General features: G+C 67.1%; 22 protein-coding genes. 8 read left to right on the forward strand and 14 right to left on the reverse strand.

Annotation, left to right across the window (positions count from 1 at the left end; all coding sequences use genetic code 11):
• Positions 1 to 20: 20 nt before the first annotated feature.
• Positions 21 to 827 (forward strand): SDR family NAD(P)-dependent oxidoreductase, encoded by an 807-nt coding sequence (locus EV650_RS06405; RefSeq protein ID WP_134116299.1) that lies wholly within the window; start codon positions 21 to 23, stop codon positions 825 to 827.
• Positions 828 to 840: 13 nt separating this feature from the next.
• Here the strand turns inward: EV650_RS06405 and EV650_RS06410 are convergent, their stop codons facing one another.
• Positions 841 to 1,896: a glycoside hydrolase family 183 protein gene (locus tag EV650_RS06410; RefSeq protein ID WP_202874412.1), complete on the reverse strand. Its 1,056-nt coding sequence runs from the start codon at positions 1,894 to 1,896 to the stop codon at positions 841 to 843.
• A 73-nt stretch (positions 1,897 to 1,969) separates the two neighbouring features.
• Complete coding sequence (locus EV650_RS06415) at positions 1,970 to 2,368, reverse strand: MarR family winged helix-turn-helix transcriptional regulator (protein ID WP_134116301.1); 399 nt, start codon at positions 2,366 to 2,368, stop codon at positions 1,970 to 1,972.
• An 80-nt stretch (positions 2,369 to 2,448) separates the two neighbouring features.
• On the opposite strand from EV650_RS06415, the gene EV650_RS06420 reads away from it, so the two are divergent.
• Positions 2,449 to 3,393: a quinone oxidoreductase family protein gene (locus EV650_RS06420; RefSeq protein WP_134116303.1), complete on the forward strand. Its 945-nt coding sequence runs from the start codon at positions 2,449 to 2,451 to the stop codon at positions 3,391 to 3,393.
• A 254-nt stretch (positions 3,394 to 3,647) separates the two neighbouring features.
• On the opposite strand, the gene EV650_RS06425 is transcribed toward EV650_RS06420, so the two are convergent.
• Entirely contained in the window at positions 3,648 to 4,514 is an 867-nt protein-coding gene (locus tag EV650_RS06425) for a sulfurtransferase (protein ID WP_134116305.1), read from the reverse strand.
• Between the two features lie 76 nt (positions 4,515 to 4,590).
• A complete protein-coding gene (locus EV650_RS06430) occupies positions 4,591 to 5,244 on the reverse strand; it encodes a thymidine kinase (RefSeq protein ID WP_134116307.1) in 654 nt (217 codons plus the stop codon).
• 98 nt (positions 5,245 to 5,342) lie between these two features.
• Between EV650_RS06430 and EV650_RS06435 the strand changes: the two genes are divergently transcribed.
• The gene (locus EV650_RS06435; RefSeq protein ID WP_134116309.1) at positions 5,343 to 6,998 is read left to right on the forward strand and encodes a S8 family peptidase; all 1,656 of its coding nucleotides are present in this window, start codon (positions 5,343 to 5,345) and stop codon (positions 6,996 to 6,998) included.
• Here the strand turns inward: EV650_RS06435 and EV650_RS06440 are convergent.
• Positions 6,995 to 8,065 (reverse strand): sensor histidine kinase, encoded by a 1,071-nt coding sequence (locus EV650_RS06440; protein ID WP_134116311.1) that lies wholly within the window; start codon positions 8,063 to 8,065, stop codon positions 6,995 to 6,997. The genes EV650_RS06435 and EV650_RS06440 overlap by 4 nt on opposite strands.
• Positions 8,058 to 8,747, reverse strand: coding sequence for a response regulator transcription factor (locus tag EV650_RS06445; protein WP_134116313.1), 690 nt, complete (start codon positions 8,745 to 8,747; stop codon positions 8,058 to 8,060). The genes EV650_RS06440 and EV650_RS06445 overlap by 8 nt, the downstream gene beginning before the upstream one ends.
• 174 nt (positions 8,748 to 8,921) lie before the next feature.
• On the opposite strand from EV650_RS06445, the gene EV650_RS06450 reads away from it, so the two are divergent.
• From EV650_RS06450 to EV650_RS06460, 3 genes are read left to right on the forward strand one after another with little or no spacing between them, the layout of a single operon-like run.
• Positions 8,922 to 9,302 (forward strand): M15 family metallopeptidase, encoded by a 381-nt coding sequence (locus tag EV650_RS06450; RefSeq protein ID WP_238174047.1) that lies wholly within the window; start codon positions 8,922 to 8,924, stop codon positions 9,300 to 9,302.
• Positions 9,299 to 10,429 (forward strand): lipid II:glycine glycyltransferase FemX, encoded by a 1,131-nt coding sequence (locus tag EV650_RS06455; protein ID WP_134116317.1) that lies wholly within the window; start codon positions 9,299 to 9,301, stop codon positions 10,427 to 10,429. The genes EV650_RS06450 and EV650_RS06455 overlap by 4 nt, the downstream gene beginning before the upstream one ends.
• Positions 10,426 to 11,004, forward strand: a complete 579-nt coding sequence (locus EV650_RS06460) for a VanZ family protein (protein ID WP_238174048.1) — start codon at positions 10,426 to 10,428, stop codon at positions 11,002 to 11,004. Before EV650_RS06455 ends, EV650_RS06460 begins: the two co-directional genes overlap by 4 nt.
• Positions 11,005 to 11,058: 54 nt before the next feature.
• On the opposite strand, the gene EV650_RS06465 is transcribed toward EV650_RS06460, so the two are convergent.
• Together EV650_RS06465 and EV650_RS06470 are read right to left on the reverse strand one after the other, a co-directional pair.
• Positions 11,059 to 12,432: a UDP-N-acetylmuramoyl-tripeptide--D-alanyl-D-alanine ligase gene (locus EV650_RS06465; RefSeq protein ID WP_134116319.1), complete on the reverse strand. Its 1,374-nt coding sequence runs from the start codon at positions 12,430 to 12,432 to the stop codon at positions 11,059 to 11,061.
• Complete coding sequence (locus EV650_RS06470; protein ID WP_166678045.1) at positions 12,429 to 12,605, reverse strand: hypothetical protein; 177 nt, start codon at positions 12,603 to 12,605, stop codon at positions 12,429 to 12,431. The genes EV650_RS06465 and EV650_RS06470 overlap by 4 nt, the downstream gene beginning before the upstream one ends.
• A gap of 216 nt (positions 12,606 to 12,821) precedes the next feature.
• On the opposite strand from EV650_RS06470, the gene EV650_RS06475 reads away from it, so the two are divergent.
• A complete protein-coding gene (locus tag EV650_RS06475) occupies positions 12,822 to 13,808 on the forward strand; it encodes a D-isomer specific 2-hydroxyacid dehydrogenase family protein (RefSeq protein ID WP_238174264.1) in 987 nt (328 codons plus the stop codon).
• Positions 13,799 to 14,842, forward strand: coding sequence for a D-alanine--(R)-lactate ligase (gene vanA / locus EV650_RS06480; RefSeq protein ID WP_166678046.1), 1,044 nt, complete (start codon positions 13,799 to 13,801; stop codon positions 14,840 to 14,842). The genes EV650_RS06475 and vanA overlap by 10 nt, the downstream gene beginning before the upstream one ends.
• A gap of 5 nt (positions 14,843 to 14,847) precedes the next feature.
• On the opposite strand, the gene EV650_RS06485 is transcribed toward vanA, so the two are convergent.
• From EV650_RS06485 to EV650_RS06510, 6 genes are read right to left on the reverse strand one after another with little or no spacing between them, the layout of a single operon-like run.
• Complete coding sequence (locus EV650_RS06485) at positions 14,848 to 15,399, reverse strand: dihydrofolate reductase family protein (protein ID WP_134116323.1); 552 nt, start codon at positions 15,397 to 15,399, stop codon at positions 14,848 to 14,850.
• A 9-nt stretch (positions 15,400 to 15,408) separates the two neighbouring features.
• A complete protein-coding gene (locus EV650_RS06490; protein ID WP_134116324.1) occupies positions 15,409 to 15,837 on the reverse strand; it encodes a GNAT family N-acetyltransferase in 429 nt (142 codons plus the stop codon).
• A gap of 43 nt (positions 15,838 to 15,880) precedes the next feature.
• Positions 15,881 to 17,005, reverse strand: a complete 1,125-nt coding sequence (locus EV650_RS06495; protein WP_134116326.1) for an alkaline phosphatase family protein — start codon at positions 17,003 to 17,005, stop codon at positions 15,881 to 15,883.
• Between the two features lie 4 nt (positions 17,006 to 17,009).
• Positions 17,010 to 17,621 carry a DUF5998 family protein gene (locus tag EV650_RS06500; protein WP_134116328.1) on the reverse strand — a complete coding sequence of 204 codons (612 nt, stop codon included), beginning with the start codon at positions 17,619 to 17,621 and terminating at the stop codon, positions 17,010 to 17,012.
• A 58-nt stretch (positions 17,622 to 17,679) separates the two neighbouring features.
• Positions 17,680 to 19,320 (reverse strand): FtsX-like permease family protein, encoded by a 1,641-nt coding sequence (locus EV650_RS06505; protein WP_238174049.1) that lies wholly within the window; start codon positions 19,318 to 19,320, stop codon positions 17,680 to 17,682.
• A 5-nt stretch (positions 19,321 to 19,325) separates the two neighbouring features.
• Positions 19,326 to 20,027, reverse strand: a complete 702-nt coding sequence (locus tag EV650_RS06510; RefSeq protein ID WP_134116332.1) for an ABC transporter ATP-binding protein — start codon at positions 20,025 to 20,027, stop codon at positions 19,326 to 19,328.
• Positions 20,028 to 20,103: the final 76 nt, after the last annotated feature.

Genomic DNA, 20,103 nt, shown 5'->3' on the forward strand with positions numbered 1-20,103 from the left:
GATGAAAGAGGGCATCTCCCATGGACCTGCAGCTGAACGGCAAACGCGCCCTGGTAACCGGCAGCACCAGTGGCATCGGCCAGGCCATCGCGACCGCTTTAGCAGCCGAAGGCGTAGCAGTAGTCGTCCACGGCCGCGACGCCGAACGGGCGAAGGCCACGGCCAGTGCGATCGACGCGAACGGCGGTACGGCGGCCGTCGTACTAGGCGAACTGAGTCACGATGCCGGTGCGCAATCGGTCGCGAGCGCGGCAGTCGAGGCGTTCGGTGGCATCGACATCTTGGTCAACAACGCCGCCTCGGCGGGTGAGGTGGACGGGTGGATGGCGGGCGGGCCGCAGGACTGGCTCAACCTGTACAACGCCAACGTCGCATCCGCGGTCCGGCTCATCGGCCTGCTGACTCCGGCGATGCGGACGGCCGGCTGGGGCCGGGTGATCCAGATCGGCAGCGCCGCGCAGCCTTACCCGCTCCCCCTCAAGGCCGCCTACAGTGCAACCAAGGCCGCGCTCTCCAACCTCACCGTCAGTCTGTCGAAGGAGCTGGCCGGCACCGGCGTGACGGCCAACACGATCAGTCCCGGCCCGACGTCGACTGCCGCGTTCCGCGACCTCGCCCTGTCCTTCGCTCAGCACCACGGCATGGGTGACGACGTCGAGGCGGGCGCCCGCACCCTGATCGCCGGACCGCTCGCCAACCCGTCCGGCCGCCTCGCCGAGCCCGACGAGATCGGCGCGCTGACCGCGCTGGTCGCCAGCCCGTTAGGGGCCTCGATCAACGGTGCGAACCTGCGTATCGACGGCGGGTTCACTCCTACGGTCAACTGATATTGCTCGAGCATTAGCCGAAGCCGCGGACTCGGAACTGCATTACTCGGTAGGGCCAGCCGTTGTCGGTGTTCCATTGGCTGACGGAGAGGTGGAGGTCGGACAGGGTGGAGCCGGGGATGACGTAGCCGCCGTACAGCTGGGCGACGTGGTTGTCGTCTTCGGAGCCCCAGGCGCCGCCGTAGATGAGGGTCTGGCGGTACGCCGTGTAGAGGTTGGACGTCGGCGTGTCCATGATGATGCCGTCGATCCGGTAGTCGCCGGCGTTGAACCAGGTCAGGACCCACTTGCCGCCGAGCGGACGCAGGCTCATCTCGCCGAAGGAGCCGGACAGGATCGGAGTTGCCGGGTTGCCCCAGGCCCAGACGCCGTCGCGGTAGCCCCACGGCTCGTACGCGGCCGGGTTCGCGATCTGGTCGGAGCGGACGCGCTTGAGGATGATCGGCTTGTCCCGCTGGAAACCGGTCGAGTAGACGTACACGTACCCGTCGTTCCCGAGTCCCCAGGTCAGCAGCTGGAACAGCCCGCCGTCGATGCCCGGATCGAACTTCGCCCCGGTGTGGTACCAGCTCGCACCGGAGTCGTCCGACCGCCAGATCTCCGTCCACACCACGTTGCCGAGACCCTTGTTCACCATCGCGTGCAGGTACATCGACCCGCCGATCGTGATCACGTCCGACGGCAGCACGGTCGAGAACGTCGGGTTGTCGTGCGGGTAGTCCCACAACTGCTGCGCCGCCTCTCCCCCGACCGCACCCGACCACTTCACGCCGCTGGCAAGGTCCGTCGTCGTCGACCACAGCGCGACCGGCGAGCGCCACCACCCGCCACCAACAGTCGGCTGCTCGAACGTGTCCCCGAACATGAACAGCAGCCGCCCATCCGGCGTACGCGCGGGAATCCCAAGATCGGTCGCGGCCATCCGGAACCGGTCGGTCAGCCCCGGCCCGGTCAGATCGGCCACCTTGTTCGTCGTCAGCGCCTGACTGCTGGCCAAAGCCCTCGACGGTACGGCGGCAATCACGCCGGCACCGAGCGCGGCACGAAGGAACGTGGATCGCTTCATCATCGACTGTCTCCCAGGGGCGGTTGGGTGTGGGAAATCGATTTCTGACTCAGAGTGCTTCAGGTGCGCATCGGTGTCAAGTGTTCACCAGGACGGAGGCCAGTTGGGTGAACTGTTTGCGTTGGGTCGCGTTGAGTCGTTTCGTCAGCTCGGTGATCCGCCGGTTGATCTGCGCCTCCCCGACCTCGACGAGCCGACGGCCGGCTGGGGTCAGGGCGACGAGTACGCCGCGGCCGTCGTGAGGCGAGGGCGAGCGCTCGACGAGGCCGCGTTTCTCTGCTCGGGAGACGAGGCCGGTGATGGAGGACTTGTCGAGGCCCAGGTGCTGGCCGAGTTCGAGCATGCCGGGTTGCCGGTCGCGAAGGATCCCGAGCAGCCGGAGCTGGACGATCGACAGGTCGTGCTCGGCGCCGGCCTCGGCCAGGATCCGCTGGACCTGGAAGGACAGCTGCACGAGGGCGTCCACGGTGTTCATGTCCACAGTCTAGTTGACCTGGTACGTGACACAAACTATCTTCAGTAGTACGTGAGACAAACTACTTTGCGAGGTGCTGGATGTACGCAGCCGTGGTGCGGTCGTTCGACGAACCGCCGGCGTACGACGTGTTCCCCGAGCCGGCCGTGTCGGGTGACGGCGAGGTGCTGGTCGACGTTGTTGCCGCAGGCCTCCATCCGCGGGTGCGGTCGTCGGCGGACGGGACGCATTACACGTCGGAGGGTTCGCTCCCGATGGTCCCGGGTATCGACGGGGTCGGGCGGACGAGCGACGGCGAGTTGCTGTACTTCGTTGCCCCGGACAACGCGGTGGGCACGATGGCGGAGCGGGCGGTCGTGGATCGCCGGCGGGCCGTCGTACTGCCTGATGGAACCGATCCGGTGGCGGTGGCGGCCGCGATGAATCCGGCGATGTCGTCGTGGATCGCGCTCCGGCGGCGGGCTCAGTTCGAGGCTGGTGGGTCGGTGCTGGTTCTTGGCGCGACGGGGAACGCCGGCCAACTCGCAGTACAGCTCGCCAAACACCTGGGGGCGTCGACGGTGATCGGCGCCGGTCGAGATCCCGAACGGCTGAAGTTGCTCACCACCCTTGGCGCGGACGAGGTTGTCGACCTCCACTCCCCCGACGACTTGGCCAAGTCCGCTGCCGACGTCGACGTGGTCCTCGACTACCTGTGGGGTGCGCCCACCGAACAGGCGATGCCGGCGCTATTGCACGCCCGCTCCGACCGGGCTCGCCCGCTCACCTGGATCCAGATCGGCTCGATGGCGGCCCGCGAACTGACGCTCCCGTCGTACCTCCTCAGAGCCGCCGCCCTAACCATCATCGGCAGCGGCCAAGGCTCCGTCCCCGCCCAGGACATCCTCGCCGAACTCCCCGCCCTGGCCACCCTCATCACCTCAGGCGACCTGGCGATCAATCCTCGCCTCGTCCCACTCGCCGACGTACAACAGGCTTGGACAAAGCCCACATCCCCAGGCGAACGAGTGGTACTGATCCCCTGACCGCACCTGGGTCCGCCCCAACCCCCGGGACGTTTCAGGGGTCAACCCCTCAGATTGCCGGTTGCCCACCCGGAATCCGCCTACGCAACCGACCGTCTCGGGGGTTGACCCCTGAAACGTCCCGGGAGTGCTGTCGCCGGGAGCGGGTGGCTAGGGCGCGGCGCCGGGCGAAGGGTCGCGTGAGTCGGTGTGGGTCGGTCTGGTGGGCGTGGGGTCCGTCGGGGTGGCCGGTCGGGCGTGGGGTGGGCGTGGGGTCAGGCTTTGCCGGTGGCTACGGGGCGGTCGGGGTTGGTGATCCATTCGGACCAGCTGCCGATGTAGACGGTGGCGGGGAGGCCGGCGGATTCCAGGGCCAGGGCTTCGTGGGCGGCGGTTACGCCGGAGCCGCAGTAGACGGCTACCTCGGTGTCGGGGGTGACGCCGAGGGCGGTGAAGCGGGCGCGGAGGTCGGCGGCGGGGAGGAAGTGGCCGGATCCGTCCACGTTCGCGGTGGTTGGAGCGTTGACGGCGCCGGGGATGTGGCCGGCGACCGGGTCCATCGGTTCGACCTCGCCGGCGAAGCGTTCAGGTGCACGTGCGTCTAGCAGTACGCCGGACTTCGCCGCAGCAGCCGCGCCTTCGGCGTCGAGCATGGGTAGCTGGCCGGGCGACGCGGCAAATCCGCCGCTCGAGGCGCCGCCAGCCGCATCGGCAGCACCTGAGGCGCCGTCAGCTGCATCTACAGCAGCCGGGGCGTCCGTGGTGACGTCTCCGCCGGCTGCCTTCCAGGCGGCGAGACCGCCGTCGAGGACGCGGACGTTGGTCAGGCCGAAGTACCGGAAGATCCAGCGGGCTCGGGCGGCGGACATCGCGTTGGCCGCGTCGTACACGACGACCGGGGTGTCCGCGGCCGTCACGCCGATCCGGCGGAAGGTCGCGGTGACGGTGGTTGCGTCCGGCAACGGGTGGCGGCCGGGGCCGGGTGGGCCGGCGAGCTCGGTGTCGAGGTCGACGAAATACGCCCCAGGCAGGTGACCGGCGTCGTACGCCTCTTTGCCGGGCGGACCCGCGAGGTTCCACGTCACGTCCACCAGCACCGGGGACAGCGCGCGGAGTTCGTCAACGGTGATCAACGCACTCATCCACGTCCTCGCTTCGCTCCGGGCGCGGATGAGGCACGGTCCGCGCTGTGCATATTGATGAACTCGCTGCGCTCGTTCATGAAGCGGCTCCTCCGAAGGGTAGGACCTCGGGTGACAGGGTGGCTCGGGCGCGGGCCTGGGTGAGGCGGCGGCGGTGGTGCCGGCGGCAGAGCACCTCGTACGCGGGCTCGTGGTCCCGCGTCACCATGTCGCCCACCACCAGCTGCTCGCCCTCGGTCACCATCTCCCCACCGATCGTACGGGCGTTGTGCGTGGCCCGTTCACCGCACCAGCACAACGCCTCGACCTGGAGCAGCTCCATCCGGTCCGCCAGCTCGACCAGCCGGGCCGAACCCGGGAACAGCGTCGCCCGGAAGTCGGTCAGGATCCCGAAGCAGAACGCGTCGATCTGCAGCTCGTCGACCAGCCGCGCCAACTGCTCGATCTGCAACGGGCTGTAGAACTGCGCCTCGTCGCACACCACGTAGTCGATCCGCCCGCCCTGGGTGAGCTCGTTGACCACGTAGTCCCAGAAGTCGAAGTCGGGCCGGACCTCGACCGCATCCGCCGACAGCCCGAGCCGGGACGACAACACCGACTCGCCGGCGCGGTCGTGGCTGGTGAAGATCCGCCCCAGCCGGCCGCGCGCCTTGTGGTTGTGATCCATCTGCAGGGCCAGCGTCGACTTACCGCAGTCCATGGTCCCGGTGAAATACAGGAGCTCCGCCACGGGCGGACATCCTGCCAAGTCAGTGGTCCAGGTTGCACGTTGGGGTCTGTCTGCGGGGGCGGGTTGGGTTCTGGGCCCTCGTACGGTTTGAATGGAACGTGCGCAAAGCTCTGCTCCTCGTTCTCGCGGCCTGTCTCACGGTCGCCACCGCCGCCCTTCCGGTCACTCCCCCGGCCGCCGCGGCGCCGGTTCGGTCGGAGGCAGGGCTCCGTGCGTACTTCGTGATCACCGAGCCGAACCAGACCGGCAAGGTCACCGGAGCGATCACCCAGAAGGGTGGGACGGTCTACGCGACGTACGACGCCATCGGGGTAATCGTGGCGCACTCGACCGCTTCCGACTTCGCCACCAAGATGCGCGGCGTCGACGGAGTCCAGAAGGCCGGGGCGACGCGTACGACGGACCTGCCGGCCGATGTCGGCAACCCGGCGATCCCGCCGGCGGTCACGGAGACCGCGACGGCCGCACCGGAATCGGAGCGCGCCGACATGACGCAGATCGGCGCCGACCGGGCCTGGGAGAAGAACCCGGGCTCGAAGAGCATCACGGTCGGCGTACTCGACACCGGCATCGACGACCAGCACCCGGACCTGAAGGCGAACTTCGACGCGTCGAAGTCGGCGTCCTGCGCCTACGGCAAGGTCGACACCCGGCCGGGCGCGTGGCGACCGGTCGAGGAGCATGGCACGCACGTGGCCGGCACGATCGCCGCGGCGAAGAACGGCATCGGCATGATCGGGGTCGCGCCCGGGGTGAAGGTGTCGTCGATCCGGGTCGCCGAGGCCAAGACCTCGCTGTTCTTCCCGGAGAACACGGTGTGCGCGTTCATGTTCGCCGCCGACAAGGGCGTCTCGGTGACGAACAACAGCTACTACGTCGACCCGTGGCTGTACAACTGCCCGAGCGACAAGGACCAGGACGCGATCGCCGAAGCGGTACGGCGGTCCGTCGCGTACTCGGACAGCAAAGGCGTCGTGAACGTCGCCGCCGCCGGCAACGAGGACGCCGACCTGGCCAACAAGACCGGCGACGACTCGAGCCCGGACGACTCGACCGCCACCCCGCGGACCGTCACCACCGACTGCATCAGCCTGCCGAACGAGCTGCCCAACGTCGTCGTGGTCGCGTCGGTCGACCCGACGAGCATGAAGTCGCAGTTCTCGAACTACGGCGTGAACAAGATCAACCTGGCCGCCCCGGGCGAGGACGTCTACTCGACCGTGCCGGGCGGCGGCTACAAGATTCTCGAGGGTACGTCGATGGCCTCGCCGCACGTCGCCGGCGTCGCGGCACTGCTCCGGAGCATCAATCCCAAGCTGACTCCCGCCCAGGTGCGGGCTCGACTCGCCCAGGAGGCCAACGATCTTCCGTGCCCGGCGGGTTCGTCCGGCCAATGTGCAGGGGCGGCAGCCAACAACTCGTTCTACGGCGAGGGTCTGGTCGACGCGGCCGAGGCGGTCGGCGCCGCGTCCGCACAAACTCAGGGTGCGCTCACGATCACCGAGCCGTCCGAGCAGATCGGCGTCGGCGGAATCCCCGGGATCCCCCTGCTGATGAAGGGCACCGGCGGCACGGGCAAGATCAGCTATACCGCCACCGGTCTCCCGCCCGGCCTCTCGATCGACGCCGAGCGCGGCTGGATCACCGGCGTACTCACCCCTGGCTCCGGCCGCTACAAGGTCACCGTCACTGCCCGCGACGGCGAAGCCAAGACGGCCGGGACCACTTTCTACTGGGACGTGTGGAGCTTCTAGCGGGGCAATTGCACTTTCACGCGAAGTCCGCCGGCGGCGCGGGGCGTGAGAGTCAGGGTTCCTTCGTGCGCTTGCGTGATGCTTTTGACGATCGCCAGGCCGAGGCCGACACCTGCGTGGTCGGTGCGGGTGCGTTGAGTGCCGCGCTGGAACGGTTCGGTGAGTGTCGAGACCAGCTGTGGCGTGAGCTTCTCGCCGGTGTTCTCGACGGTGAGCACCACAGTCCTGGAGCGAAGGCTGGTCGTGACCCACACCGTGCCGTCCGCCTGCAGGTTGTGGACAATCGCGTTGTTGACGAGATTCGTGGTCAGCTGCAACAGCAGCGTGTGTGAGCCGGTGGTCGGGGTGATCTCGCCGGAGGTCTCAATCGTCAGACCGCGCTTCTCCGCCAATGGAAGCAGTGTTTCGGCTGCCTCCTCCGCGATCAGGGACAGGTCGACGGGTTCCCGGCTGAAGGTCCGCTGGTTGGCCCGGCTGAGCATGAGCAACGCTTCGGTGAGGTCGATCGCCCGGTTGTTGACGTAGAGCAGGCGGTCGACGAGTTCACCGCTGTCGCGGTTGCGATCGTTGCGGGCCACCTCGAGAAGGGTCTGCGTGATCGCGAGCGGCGTACGCAGTTCGTGCGAGGCGTTGGCCGCGAATCTCTGTTGCTCGGCGTCGTGTGCCTCGAGCTGCGCCAGCATGGTGTCGAAGGCATCGGCGAGCTCACGGAACTCGTCCTCGCGGCCCTCCAGTTGGATCCGGTGCGACAGCGATCCGGTCGCGGCCAGTCGCGCGGCGTTGGTGATCCGGGTCAGCGGCGCGAGCATGCTGCCGGCCAGGATCCAGCCTCCGATCAGGCCGAAGACCAGCAGAAACGCGATCATCAGGGCTGCCTTCGGGGCGAACGCGCTCAGCAGGTCGAAGCGGTCGGGACCGCTCATGTGCGTGGGACCGAAGTTCGTGGGGACGTACCGCAGCAGGAACACCCACACGACCGCGAGCAGCGCACCACCGGCGAGCATGATGACCGCGGCATAGCTGAGGGTGAGCTTGAGGCGAACGCTCAAACCCGGCTCTCTATCCACGGTCCTCTCCTTCGCGTCCGGTCGCTGCGTCTATGCGGTAGCCGACGCCCGGCACGGTCGCGATGATCCAGGGTTCGCCGAGGCGTTTGCGCAGTGCCGAGACAGTGATGCGTACGGCGTTGGTGAAGGGGTCGGCGTTCTCGTCCCAGGCCCGTTCGAGCAGCTCTTCGGCGCTGACCACACCACCTTCGGCTCCGACCAGGACCTCGAGTACGGCGAACTGTTTGCGGGTCAGGGCGACGTACCGGTCGTCGCGGTAGACCTCGCGGCGGAACGGATCCAGTCGCAGACCGGCGATTTCCCGCACGGGCGGCCGGTTGTGGGCGCGTCGACGGTCGAGTGCTCGGAGACGGAGTACCAGCTCTTGGAGTGCGAAGGGCTTGGTGAGGTAGTCGTCGGCGCCGAGCTCGAACCCGGTGGTCTTGTCGTCGAGCCGGTCGGCCGCGGTCAGCATGATGATCGGCATACCGCTGCCGGAGGCAACGATCCGTTTGGCCACCTCATCGCCGGAGGGACCGGGGATGTCGCGGTCGAGGACGGCGATGTCGTAGCTGTTGATGCTCAGCAGTTCCAGCGCGGTGTCGCCGTCGCCGGCGATGTCAGCCGCGATCGCTTCCAGGCGCAATCCATCACGGACGGCCTCTGCCAGATAGGGCTCGTCCTCGACGACCAGCACACGCATGCCGTCCATGTTACGGACCGGACCATATCGCCCGCGTATCGAAAACCACATACATAGTGACAACACCGCGGCGCCTTGACTGGCAGTATGACGCGAGCCGTGAGGCATATGCCTACCGAGGATGACGGTGCCGTTCCCGATGGCGCGACAGTCTTTGACGACCAGTATCCGGGCGTGGCGAACCTCGACGGGGAGCTGCTCAAGGCTCTGCGGGAGGCCGCGATCGATGCGGCTGAGGACGGCGTCGAGTTCTATGTGAACAGCGGTTGGCGTTCCCCGGAGTACCAGCAAGAGCTGCGCCTGGACGGGGTTGCGAAGTACGGCTCAGAAGAGGAAGCCGCTCGCTGGGTGGCCACGCCCGAGACGTCTCCGCATGTGCGGGGGCAGGCGATCGACATCGGGCGGTCCGACGCCAGGGCTTGGCTTTCCGAGAATGGTGCCAGGTATGGGCTGTGCCAGATCTACAGCAACGAGCCTTGGCACTATGAGTTGCGCCCGGATGGTTGCCCGCCGATGTACCCCGACCCGAGTCACGATCCGAGGATGCAGCAGTGAGTCTTACCGTCAGGCCGATCGGGGCCGACGAGCATCTGGCGTTCGTGCGGGCGCAGCGGTCGGTCAGCTTCCTGCAGACCCCGGCCTGGGGCAGCGTGAAGACCGAGTGGCGCAGCGAGTCTCTCGGTTGGTACGACGGCCTGCAGTTGGTCGGAGCCGGACTCGTTCTGCATCGTCCGGTGCCGCGGCTCGATCGGTACACGCTGGCCTATCTGGCGGAGGGGCCGGTCATCGATTGGACCGGCGATATCGGCGCGTGGCTCGAGCCGTTGGCGGCGTACCTGAAGGCGCATGGCGCGTTCGCGATCCGGCTCGGGCCGCCGGTGCGTACGGACAGCTGGAGCGCTGGACAGGTGAAGGAGGGCATCGCTTCGCCGGACGTCCGGCGGCTGACGGACATGCCTAGTCAGGTCGACCCGGTCGGAGCGCATGTGACCGGCTGGCTGAGCGGGGCCGGCTGGTTGTCGCAGAGTCCGGAGGACGGGTTCGGGGCGGGGCATCCGCAGTACAACTACGAGGTGCCGCTGGCGGGGAAGTCCGAGGACGACGTACTGCGAGGCATGAACCAGCTCTGGCGGCGAAACATCAAGAAGGCGGCCAAGGAGGGGGTTGAGGTCAGTCAGGGCTCCGTCGACTTGAAGGCCTTCCACGACCTCTACGTCCACACAGCTGAGCGCGACCACTTCACTCCTCGGGCGCTGGGGTACTTCGAGACGATGTTCGCGGCGATGAGCGCGGAGGATCCGGAGCGGATCAAGCTTTATCTGGCCCACCACGAGGGTGAGCTGGTTGCTGCGACCGTGCTGGTCCGCGTCGGCGGGCAGGCGTGGTACTCGTACGGCGCCTCGTCCACCGAGAAGCGTGAGGTGCGCGGATCGAACGCCTGTCAGTGGGCGATGATCCGTGACTCGCTTGCGGCCGGCTGCGATGTCTATAGCCTGCGCGGCATCACCCCGACGCTGGACGCGGACGACTCGCATGTCGGGCTGATCCAGTTCAAGGTCGGCACCGGCGGCGAGGCGGTGCGGTACGTCGGCGAGTGGGACCTGCCGCTGCGACCGTTGGTCTACCGGGCTTTTGACCTGTACATGACGCGGCGCGAGTCCGTCAGGCGGCGCGGGCGATGAGCCACACGGACAAGTCCCTTGGCGTGATGATGCACGGCTGGGTCGAGACGTTCACCGGCGTGGCAGCACTCACCGTCTTCGCACTGCCGCTCGCTGCTTTGCTGGTATGCCTTCTGGCCTACCGGCGTGGCGGCAGTACGTCGGCCTGGCGTACGTCGCTGGCCGAAGTCGGGATCGTCTACTGGACGGTCCCATCGGTCTGGCTGACCATGGTCCCCGGCAGCCACGCCGGCTCCGCCGCACGCCGGGTAAGCCTGATCCCACTGCGAGACCTCGCCACGATGCCTGCAGTCCAAATCGTCGGCAACCTACTGATCTTCGCCGCACTAGGCTTCCTCGCCCCACTACGCTTCACCACCCTGGCGTCACTCCCCCGAATCCTGGCCCTCGCAGCCACCAGCTCAATCCTGATCGAGCTAGCCCAGTACACGTTCCCCCTGGACCGAGTCTCCTCAATTGACGACGTACTCCTAAACACACTCGGAGCAGGCCTAGCCGCCCTAGCCTCACGCCCCTGGTGGCACACCACACAACCAACAGCGCGCCCTCGCTCGACATCGACACCGGGCCGCTGAGCCTCTGACCACGTGAGCGCGACGATCTCGATCGGCTCGTGTGCCGGGGCGCAGCTACGTGAGGGCGGCGGCGACCTCGTCTAGGTGTACTCCGCGGGAGGCCTTGATTAGGACCACGTCGCCGGCTGCGAGGTTGCCTCGGAGCCAGTCGATGGCTGCGTTGTTGTCGGCGAGGGACACCGCTCGCTCGCCTGCGCCGTCGGCGATCGGCTGGGCGAGCTTGCCGACTGCGACCACTACGTCGGCGCGGGAGGCGGCGTACTCGCCGACGGCGCGGTGTTCGGCCTCGCTGGCGTCGCCTAGCTCGAGCATCTCGCCGAGTACGGCGATGCGGCGGCCGCCCTCGATCGCCGCGAGCGCGTCCAGGCCGGCGAGGGTCGATTCGGGGTGGGCGTTGTACGAGTCGTTGAGCAGCGTGGCGCCGACGGCGAGGTCGCGCAACTCCAGCCGCCACTTCGACAGGGAGACGGTGGCCAGCGCTGCCGCGGCGGCATCCAGCGGTATGCCGGCCGCAAGTCCCGCTGCGACCGCGGCCGAGGCGTTGAGTGCCTGGTGGGCGCCGAGGACCGGCAGCGCTACCTTCGCGGAGCCCTTGGCGGTCTGCAGTCTGAAGGACGGTCGGCCGAGGCGGTCGAGCACCAGGTCGATTACACGTACATCGGCGTGCTCCGCCTGACCGAAGGTCAGCACCGGGCCGTCAGCGACTGCGCGCATCGCGACCACACGTGGGTCGTCGGCGTTGAGTACGGCGGTGCCTCCGGGGGGCAGCGCCTGGACCAGTTCGCTCTTGGCCGTGGCGATCGCCGCGCGCGAACCGAACTTGCCTAGGTGAGCCCGGCCGACGTTCAGTACGACGGCGATGTCCGGTGAGGCCAGACCGGCGAGGTGAGCGATGTGGCCGATGTGGCGAGCTCCCATCTCGAGGACGAGGAACCGTGTGGAGGCGTCGGCGCGCAGCATGGTGATCGGCACGCCAAGCTCGTTGTTAAGCGAGCCAACTGTGGCGATCGTCGGCCCGCTGCTCGAAAACACGGCCGCCAGCAGGTCCTTAGTGCTGGTCTTCCCCTGAGACCCAGTCACCCCAGCAACCATCAGCCGACCGCGCAGTCCAGCCTCGACGTCAGCGCGAGCGTGCAGTCGGGCTACGACGTACGCGCCGAGCGCCTGCAGCGCGGCTTGAGCGTCCTCGACCACGATCGTGGGAAGCGGCGTCGGTCGCGAGCCCAGCACGGCCACCGCGCCGGCCCGGCCGGCCTGATCCGCGTAGTTGTGGCCGTCGACGTGGTCGCCGGCGAACGCGACGAAGAGCCCTCCCGGCTCCGCCTGCCGACCGTCCAGCACGGCCGGTGCAGTCACCTTTACGTCACCTGCGCCGTTGACCGTCCCGCCGACGATCGCGGCGATCTCGTCGAGCCTGAGCGGGATCACGCGGAGGCCGCCTGAAGGCCGGCCGTGTGCAGCGAGCTGGCGAGGTTGTTGGAGTTTCGTTCGGTGGGGTTTGGGTCGGGGTGGGGTTGTTCGCGGCGGCGGCGGGAGCGGACGCGTACGGCGCGGACTATGAAGACGGCGGCGAGGGTGAGGAGGGCGAGGGTGTAGATCACGCGTTCAGTCAACGAAGGGGCGTGTTGCCGACGCGTATCTGAATTTACATATGCGGACGATATGTGCACTGAGCGGTGCTACTGGCGGTTAACATATCGTCGGCGTATTCAAAACCGGATACGTGCTGGCAACACCTTGCTTACTTGACTGTGCGCATGACCTTCAGCGAACAGGCGCGAGCAGGGGTACGCCGTCCCCGGTCGCTGGCGGCCTGGATGTCCTCCCCCGCTGTCCCGGAAATGGGCATCACGATCTACGGCTGCGGCGAGGACGAGGCCGTGCTGTTCCGGGACCTGGCGCCCGGTTTCGGCGTTGCGCCAACCATCACTGCCGCCGCGGTGTCCGAGGCCAACGTAGAACTTGCCATCAGCAACCAATGCATCAGCGTGGGTCACAAAACTCCTATCTCGAACGACACTCTGCTCGCCCTCAGCAAGGCCGGCGTCACCTACATCTCGACGAGAAGCATCGGCTACAACCATCTCGATGTGGAGTACGCCGAGAGCGTCGGCATCTGCGTCCAGAACGTCGCGTACTCCCCCGACAGCGTCGCCGACTACACGTTGATGCTGATGCTGATGGCAGTACGGAACGCCAAGTCGATGATCAGGCGTGCGGACGTCCACGACTACAGACTCAACGCCGTACGCGGGAAAGAACTTCGCGACCTGACCGTCGGTGTCGTCGGAACAGGACGCATAGGTACGGCGGTCATCGACCGGCTGCACGGTTTCGGCTGCCGAATCCTGGCTCACGACAGCTTCCCGCAGACTGCCGCCGACTACGTTCCGCTCGATGAACTCCTCCAGCTGAGCGACATCATCACGCTTCACACGCCGCTCACCACAGACACCTATCACTTGCTGGATCGTCAGCGTCTCAAGCTCCTGAAGGACGGCGCGTTCATCATCAACACCGGACGCGGCGCGCTCATCGACACCGACGTTCTGCTGTCGGAGCTGGAGAGCGGCCGACTGGGTGGCGCGGCGCTGGACGTCCTCGAAGGCGAAGTAGGAATCTTCTACGCCGACTGCAGCGACAAACCCATCGAAAGCGAGCGGCTGGTGCGCCTGCAGAAACTGCCGAACGTGATCGTCAGTCCGCACACCGCGTACTACACGGATCATTCGCTGAGCGACACGGTCGAAAACTCAATCGTCAACTGCCGGAAGTTCGAGAGTAGAAAGCAGCAATGGATATGAAGCTCGGCATCGTCTTCGGGGGATCTTCCGAAGAACACCCCATCTCCCTCAAGTCCGCGCAACAGGTCGCCGACAACATCGACCGCGAGAAGTACGAGCCGTACTGGATCGGGATCACGAAGAGCGGCGCGTGGATGCTGTGCGACGGCCCCGACGCCGATTGGGAGAGCGGCAACTGCCGACCCGCCGTACTGTCACCCGACCGGAACATGCACGGACTGCTCGTCCTGGACCAGGGGCGTTGCGAGACGATCCGACTGGATGTCGTGCTGCCCGTTCTGCACGGCAGGTTCGGCGAGGACGGTTCGGTGCAAGGTCTGCTCGAGCTCTCCGGCATCCCGTACGTCGGCTGTGACATCCCGAGCTCTGCCCTGTGTATCGACAAGTCCCTGGCCTACACCGTCGCCGGCAGTGCTGGAATCGCCACACCGAAGTACTGGATCATCACGACGGACGACGACATCGATACGAGTCAGTTCACCTATCCCATCTTCGTGAAGCCGGCTCGTTCGGGTTCGTCGTTCGGCGTCAGCAAGGTCTCCGGAGAAGACGAATTGCATGATGCACTGAAGGCCGCGCGGCAGTACGACTCGAAGGTGCTGATCGAGGAAGCTGTCGTCGGCAGCGAGATCGGCTGCGCCATCTTGGGGAACGGTCCGGAGTTGCTCGCCGGCGAGGTGGACCAGATCGCGCTGACTCATGGTTTCTTCAAGATCCATCAGGAGAGTACGCCGGAAAGCGGCTCGGACAACTCGACCGTCATCGTCCCCGCGGACATTCCGGCCGAGTCACGGACACGTGTCCAGGAGACCGCGAAGGCCATCTACCGCGCTCTGGGCTGCCGCGGGTTGTCGCGGGTGGACATGTTCCTCAAGGAAGACGGGACCGTCATGCTCAACGAGGTCAACACCCTGCCCGGGCTGACGTCGTACAGCCGCTATCCGCGGATGATGGATGCCACCGGACTGTCGCGGACCGAGGTGATCGACCGGATGGTGTCGTTGGCGTTCGCAGCAAAGTCCGATGGACGCTGATCGACCTATTTCGATTTCGCGATCACGCGGTAGCCGACCAGCAGATAGCCCGTCGGTGAGGTCGTGCTTTCGATCGACTCGAGCCGAATCGCCGGCAAGCTTTCGAGCAGCTTCCGCCCACTGGCCGGAATCGTCGGTGCGATCACCAGCCTGAGCTCGTCGACGAGGCCAGCGGCAAGCAGCGCCTGGGCGACCGCGATGCTTGCATGTACGCCGATGTCGCGCCCAGGCTGGTTCTTCAGCTCCCGAACGAACTCGACCAGGTCGCCGTCGACCGCAGTCGCGTTGGCCCAGCCCCGATCGAGCGGCGTGGAGGTGGCGACGTACTTCGTGACGCCGTTGATGAACGTTGCGAACGGCTCGACGTCACTGGTCGGCCAGTACCCGGACCACTCGTTGTAGCTGCGCCGGCCGAGGATCACCAGGTCCTGCGTTGCGATGACGGCGTCGAGGTTGTCCTCCATCGCGTCGTCCCAGTCGGTGAAGAACGTGTCGGGCGCCTGCGCGACGCCGTCGAGGGACAGCAACTCGTACACGACAACCTTGCGCTCGCTCACACCTGGACCCTACTGGGAGGCAGGCAGCTCGCGGAGGAACCGGGACGATTTTCCTGCTTGATCGGTATAGCCGCGGCCCTGGTAGAACTTGTGCGCAGCTACCCGCCGGTCCGCACTCGTGACTTCCATCCGGACACATCCGTGGTCCGCAGCGAAGGCCTCAGCGGCCGCGACCAGTCGCGAGCCGACCCCTTGTCCGCGCACCGCATCCGAGACCACCAGCGCGGTGATGCGACCCCAAGCCCCGTCGCGCTCGAAGAACCGACAGAGCTGTACGGCGATGACGCCCTGCACCTCGCCGTCGTCGGCGACATAGACCGCGCAGGCCGGGTCGTCTAACCAGGTCTGGATCCGGACCGCCGGACTGTCCTGGGGATAACCGAGTTGGTCGAGCAACTCGCCGATGGCGTCAGCACTAAGCGCTGGTCGTATCCGCATGCGTCAGAACGCTACGAGCCGACGCATATCGTCGGCGTACGAATTAGTTGCCTGGATCGACGAGCAGGGGGATCAGCATCTCGTCCGAGGTCAGGGAACCATGGAGGCCGATCAGGCCGGCTTCCTGGGTGTGGCGGCGGCTGGCGACGAGCGCCACCGGGCCAAGAGACGCGACGATCACATCGCCCAGCCGAGGCGACACCCGATCCTCGACCGCGCCGAACCAGCCGCGGCCAATCGCGTCGGCACGAGACAACACCAACGCCTTGTCACCAAGGCGTTCCCGGTACGTCGCGATCACGTCGGACTCGGCGCCGGAAACGCAGTACAAATGGCGGAAGCGAGACTCACCGCCAACGAGACGTACGCCGTCCGTCAACGCCGGCTCTGCATCGATGTCGACGCGATGCTCAGGCGCGACGTCGATCATGCCGTGATCGGCGACAACGACCAGTACAGCGTCACGCGGCAACGCGGACCGGACCTGCAGAGCCAACTCGTCAGCCGCGGACAGTTCCTTCTGCCACTGCAACGAATCGCAGCCCTGCTGGTGACCGATGTAGTCCAGCTGGGAGTCGTACACATACACCAGCGACGACCGACCCTCACGACTCGCGAACCGGGTCGCATCCAACCGGTCCTCGACCGTGTCGGCACCACGATGCGCACTCCCCCGGAACGCAGCGGCCGTCAGCCCGGACGAGTCGAACCGCGCCTTGCTGACGTTGCGAGTGGCAACACCCGCGGCCGCTACCCGCTCGAAAACGGTCCCGTGCGGTTGCCAGCGCCGCGGGTCGACCGGAGCGTCCCAAGCGAGTGCATTCAGCAGATCGCCGGTCTCCGGCACGATCGACGTGTAGCCAACGATCCCGTGCGCGCCAGGCGGCAACCCGGTGCCCAGACTGGTCAAACTGACTGCAGTCGTCGACGGCACCCCCGCGGTCAGACTCCGACCGGCTGGCAACAGTGACGACAGGTACGGCGCAGCTTCGGCGTACCGCTGAAGCAGGTTCCACCCGAGTCCGTCCAGCAGCAGTACGGCGTACCGCGAGGCGGAGGGCAGGCCGAGGAGGTTGGTCTCCCCCGGCACCGATAGCGCGCCGGCCACCGACGGCAGTACGTCGGCGAGCGATCCGCCGCCGTACTGCGGGGAAACGGGGTCGATCACGGCACTACCTGCTGGTCGCGAACGACAGCGCCTTCGCGAACTCGAGCACCTGCTGGATCCCCGCCGGCCCGTCGGCCGCGGCGCTGATCCGCAGCGAGATGTCGTCGGCCGCGACCGAACCGGTGTACCCGTGGTCGGCCTCGCAGTTCGGGTCCGCGCAGACGGCCGGCTCGAGGTCGATCCGGTTGACCATGCCCCACCCGATCGTTAGCACCACCTCACCGGCGCCGGCCACCGCCGGGTCGGACTTGCCCGAGGCGTAACCGGCCGGGTTCGGTACGACGCGGTTGACGACCACGGCGTTGACTCGCTGCAGCGGGATCGCCTCGGTGGAGGTCGACGCGTACGGCGCGCGGATCAGCTCGTCGGCGGCGTGTTCGTCGGTGTGGCCGACGATCAGCCGGGTCGAGGTGAGCGCCAGGATGGTGATGTGCCGCCGGACCTCGTCGCGGTCGAACGTCGGCTCGTGCTGCAGCACATAGGCCCGGATCGGCTCGCCGGCGATCGCCACCTCGAGCGAATCCGTCACCACATCGGGGTAGTAGCCGCACCGGTCGATCGCCTCGCGCAGGTCCGCCGACGCGTCCGCGAGCTCCGGCGTATTCAGGTCACGCATGCCCTCTATCCTTGCACGATCGCGCGCCCGGACGGTTCACCCTTGTGGATAACCGCGATCAGTTCGCACTTGCCTTCCGCAGTACCGGCGCACCGGCGGCGCCTGCGACCGCGACCAGGACCAGCCCGGCCACGACCTGCCCGATCAGCAGCAGGATGCCGGAACTTCCCTGCGTGATCACCTTGCCGCCGCTCAACGCCAGCCCACAGAGCGCACCGAACCCGACCACCGGCAGTCCAACCCCAATGACGGGTACGACGGCCGCCAGTCGAGCGGACCGCTCGATCACCCGCAGTGGTACGCCGGACCGCCGCAGCGCCCGAGCCGGAGCCGCCTGGTCCAGCGCCGTACCGACCGCACCTGCTGCAGTGGACGCGGCGACAGTCAGGAACACCAGTGACAGCAGCAGCGCCACGCCGATCCGCATGTCATGGAAGCTCGGGTCGTCGTCACCAGGCGGCATGAACACCGAGATGAACCCGGTGACGAAGCCCGACAGCACTAGCGCGGCAACAGGCCGAAAAGCGCCCTTCGGATCATCAACAAGCCGACGACCGGCCAGCAGCGCCACAGGTCCGTTTGCCAGGTTCGCCATGGTTTTGCCGACGATCTGCACGGCCCACGGCCCGATGATCCGTACGGCGAGTGCAGCGAACCCGACTCCGATCAGCAACGGCAGCAGAGCCGCCTGCATCCCGTAGTACGCCAGGACCAGCGGACCGATCACCAGCAGCCCAAGACGAAGCACGCTGACCCTCTTACGGGTCTGACCGCGTACGACGCCAAGCGGGGTGATGCTGACCCGACCCAGCCCGATCAGTGCACTCACCACAGACAGGATGGGTACGGCGAACAGGACGAGAAGGACTGTCCACCAGTTGACGGTGATGTCAGCGACGTACCAGCGTCCACCGCCAAGCGGGATGCGGGCGATCAGTGGACTCAGAACGGTGTAGCCGACCAGTCCGACCACAGCGCCGGCCAGACCGAGTACGGCCTGTTCTACTGCGCTCAGCCAGAGCACCTGGGTCCGCGTGGCACCTGCCAGTCGCAGAGCAGCCAATCTGTGCTCGCGGCGCTTGGCCGCTACCCCGGCCGCCTGACCGACGAGGCTCAGGATCGGGAACAGCACCAGAGTGATGCCGAAGGCCACAGCGATCAGCAGGCCAACCATCCGGCTGTCCCAGACATCTTCGTTCCAGCTGCTGACGTACTGCGGATGGTCGTCAGCGGAGATCGTTTTGACGCCGCGGATGACGATGTACTCCTCCGGCGAGGACAGGCCCTTCTCGCTGATCACGCCGGTCGGCTGCTCGACGCCGTACTGCGTGCTGAGGCTGGACCAGTGCTTGGCGACCTCGGGCGATACGAAGACCTCGCCGGGCTTCGGGGTGTGGTCGAGGCCGGGTGGTGGCGGGAGTTCGTTGGGACGGAGCGTTGCGAGGTCGAGGACGCTCATCCGGTGTCCGGCCACGCGCTGGTCGTCGTCCAGATTCAGCATGCCGATCGCTGTCGCCGGGTCGGCCTTGTCCGCGCTGCGCCACCCGATCCGGTCCGACCGATGCGACAACCCGAGTGAACCAGCAATGAGAAACGTGACCAGCAACGCGACCACAGCCGTCGCGCCCAGCGCAGCCAAGTTGGCGGCCCGTCCGCCAGGCCCTGGCCGCCGTACAAACCGCAGCCCGAGTTCGGTCATCGGGTTCATCGTCCGACCCCCATCCCAGCGGACACGCGACCGTCGACGATGTGGAGAGCCCGGTGGCAGCGGGCGGCTACTGCGTTGTCGTGAGTGACCACTACTACTGCCGCGCCGCGATAGGTAGCCGCACCAACCAGCAAGTCGATGACCTGGGAGCCAGTAGCGGCGTCCAGAGCGCCGGTCGGCTCGTCGGCGAACACCACCTGGGGCTCGCCGACCAGTGCACGAGCAATCGCGACGCGCTGCGCCTGACCACCGGACAGCTCGCCAGGCCGTCGCCCGACCTCAGCAGCAAGCCCAACCTGCGCCAGCGTGTCGCGCGCCCGGCCGATCGCGTCCCGCCGGCTCAGCCCGTCGACCATGAGTGGCAGCGCCACGTTCTCGTCAGCAGGCAGCTCGGCGAGCAGCTGGTTGTCCTGGAACACGAAGCCGAGACGACGGCGACGTAGTACCGTCCGGGCGGCGTCGTTCAGCTGGTCTACGCGTTCACCGCCCAGCCACACCTCTCCCTGGTCCGGCGTGAGGATGCCGGCCAGCACATGCAGGAGGGTGGTCTTGCCGTTGCCGCTCGGGCCCATCACCGCAAGCGCCTCGCCGGACCGGACGGCGACATCCACGCCGGCCAGGCCGACCACGTCGCCGTAGTACTTGACCAGGCCGTGACCACTGAGGACGACCTGCGACTGGGGACTCTGGAAACTCATACCCAGAGCCTTTCGCGAACCGCACCGGCGATCGTCCGCCCGTGGACCGGTCTTGTTGTCGTCCTTCGACGCTACG

This window comes from Kribbella kalugense (assembly GCF_004365875.1).
Taxonomy (GTDB): Bacteria; Actinomycetota; Actinomycetes; order Propionibacteriales; family Kribbellaceae; genus Kribbella; species Kribbella kalugense.

Excerpts from the sequence above, each read along its gene's own strand:
- EV650_RS06510 (WP_134116332.1), bottom strand. The coding sequence starts at position 20,027 with ATGAGTTTCCAGAGTCCCCAGTCGCAGGTCGTCCTCAGTGGTCACGGC.
- EV650_RS06445 (WP_134116313.1), bottom strand. The coding sequence starts at position 8,747 with ATGCGTGTGCTGGTCGTCGAGGACGAGCCCTATCTGGCAGAGGCCGTC.
- EV650_RS06425 (WP_134116305.1), bottom strand. The coding sequence starts at position 4,514 with ATGAGTGCGTTGATCACCGTTGACGAACTCCGCGCGCTGTCCCCGGTG.
- EV650_RS06500 (WP_134116328.1), bottom strand. The coding sequence starts at position 17,621 with ATGCGTGACCTGAATACGCCGGAGCTCGCGGACGCGTCGGCGGACCTG.
- vanA (WP_166678046.1), top strand. The coding sequence starts at position 13,799 with ATGGATATGAAGCTCGGCATCGTCTTCGGGGGATCTTCCGAAGAACAC.
- EV650_RS06415 (WP_134116301.1), bottom strand. The coding sequence starts at position 2,368 with ATGAACACCGTGGACGCCCTCGTGCAGCTGTCCTTCCAGGTCCAGCGG.
- EV650_RS06405 (WP_134116299.1), top strand. The coding sequence starts at position 21 with ATGGACCTGCAGCTGAACGGCAAACGCGCCCTGGTAACCGGCAGCACC.
- EV650_RS06490 (WP_134116324.1), bottom strand. The coding sequence starts at position 15,837 with ATGCGGATACGACCAGCGCTTAGTGCTGACGCCATCGGCGAGTTGCTC.
- EV650_RS06475 (WP_238174264.1), top strand. The coding sequence starts at position 12,822 with ATGTCCTCCCCCGCTGTCCCGGAAATGGGCATCACGATCTACGGCTGC.
- EV650_RS06460 (WP_238174048.1), top strand. The coding sequence starts at position 10,426 with ATGAGCCACACGGACAAGTCCCTTGGCGTGATGATGCACGGCTGGGTC.
- EV650_RS06505 (WP_238174049.1), bottom strand. The coding sequence starts at position 19,320 with ATGACCGAACTCGGGCTGCGGTTTGTACGGCGGCCAGGGCCTGGCGGA.
- EV650_RS06420 (WP_134116303.1), top strand. The coding sequence starts at position 2,449 with ATGTACGCAGCCGTGGTGCGGTCGTTCGACGAACCGCCGGCGTACGAC.
- EV650_RS06410 (WP_202874412.1), bottom strand. The coding sequence starts at position 1,896 with ATGATGAAGCGATCCACGTTCCTTCGTGCCGCGCTCGGTGCCGGCGTG.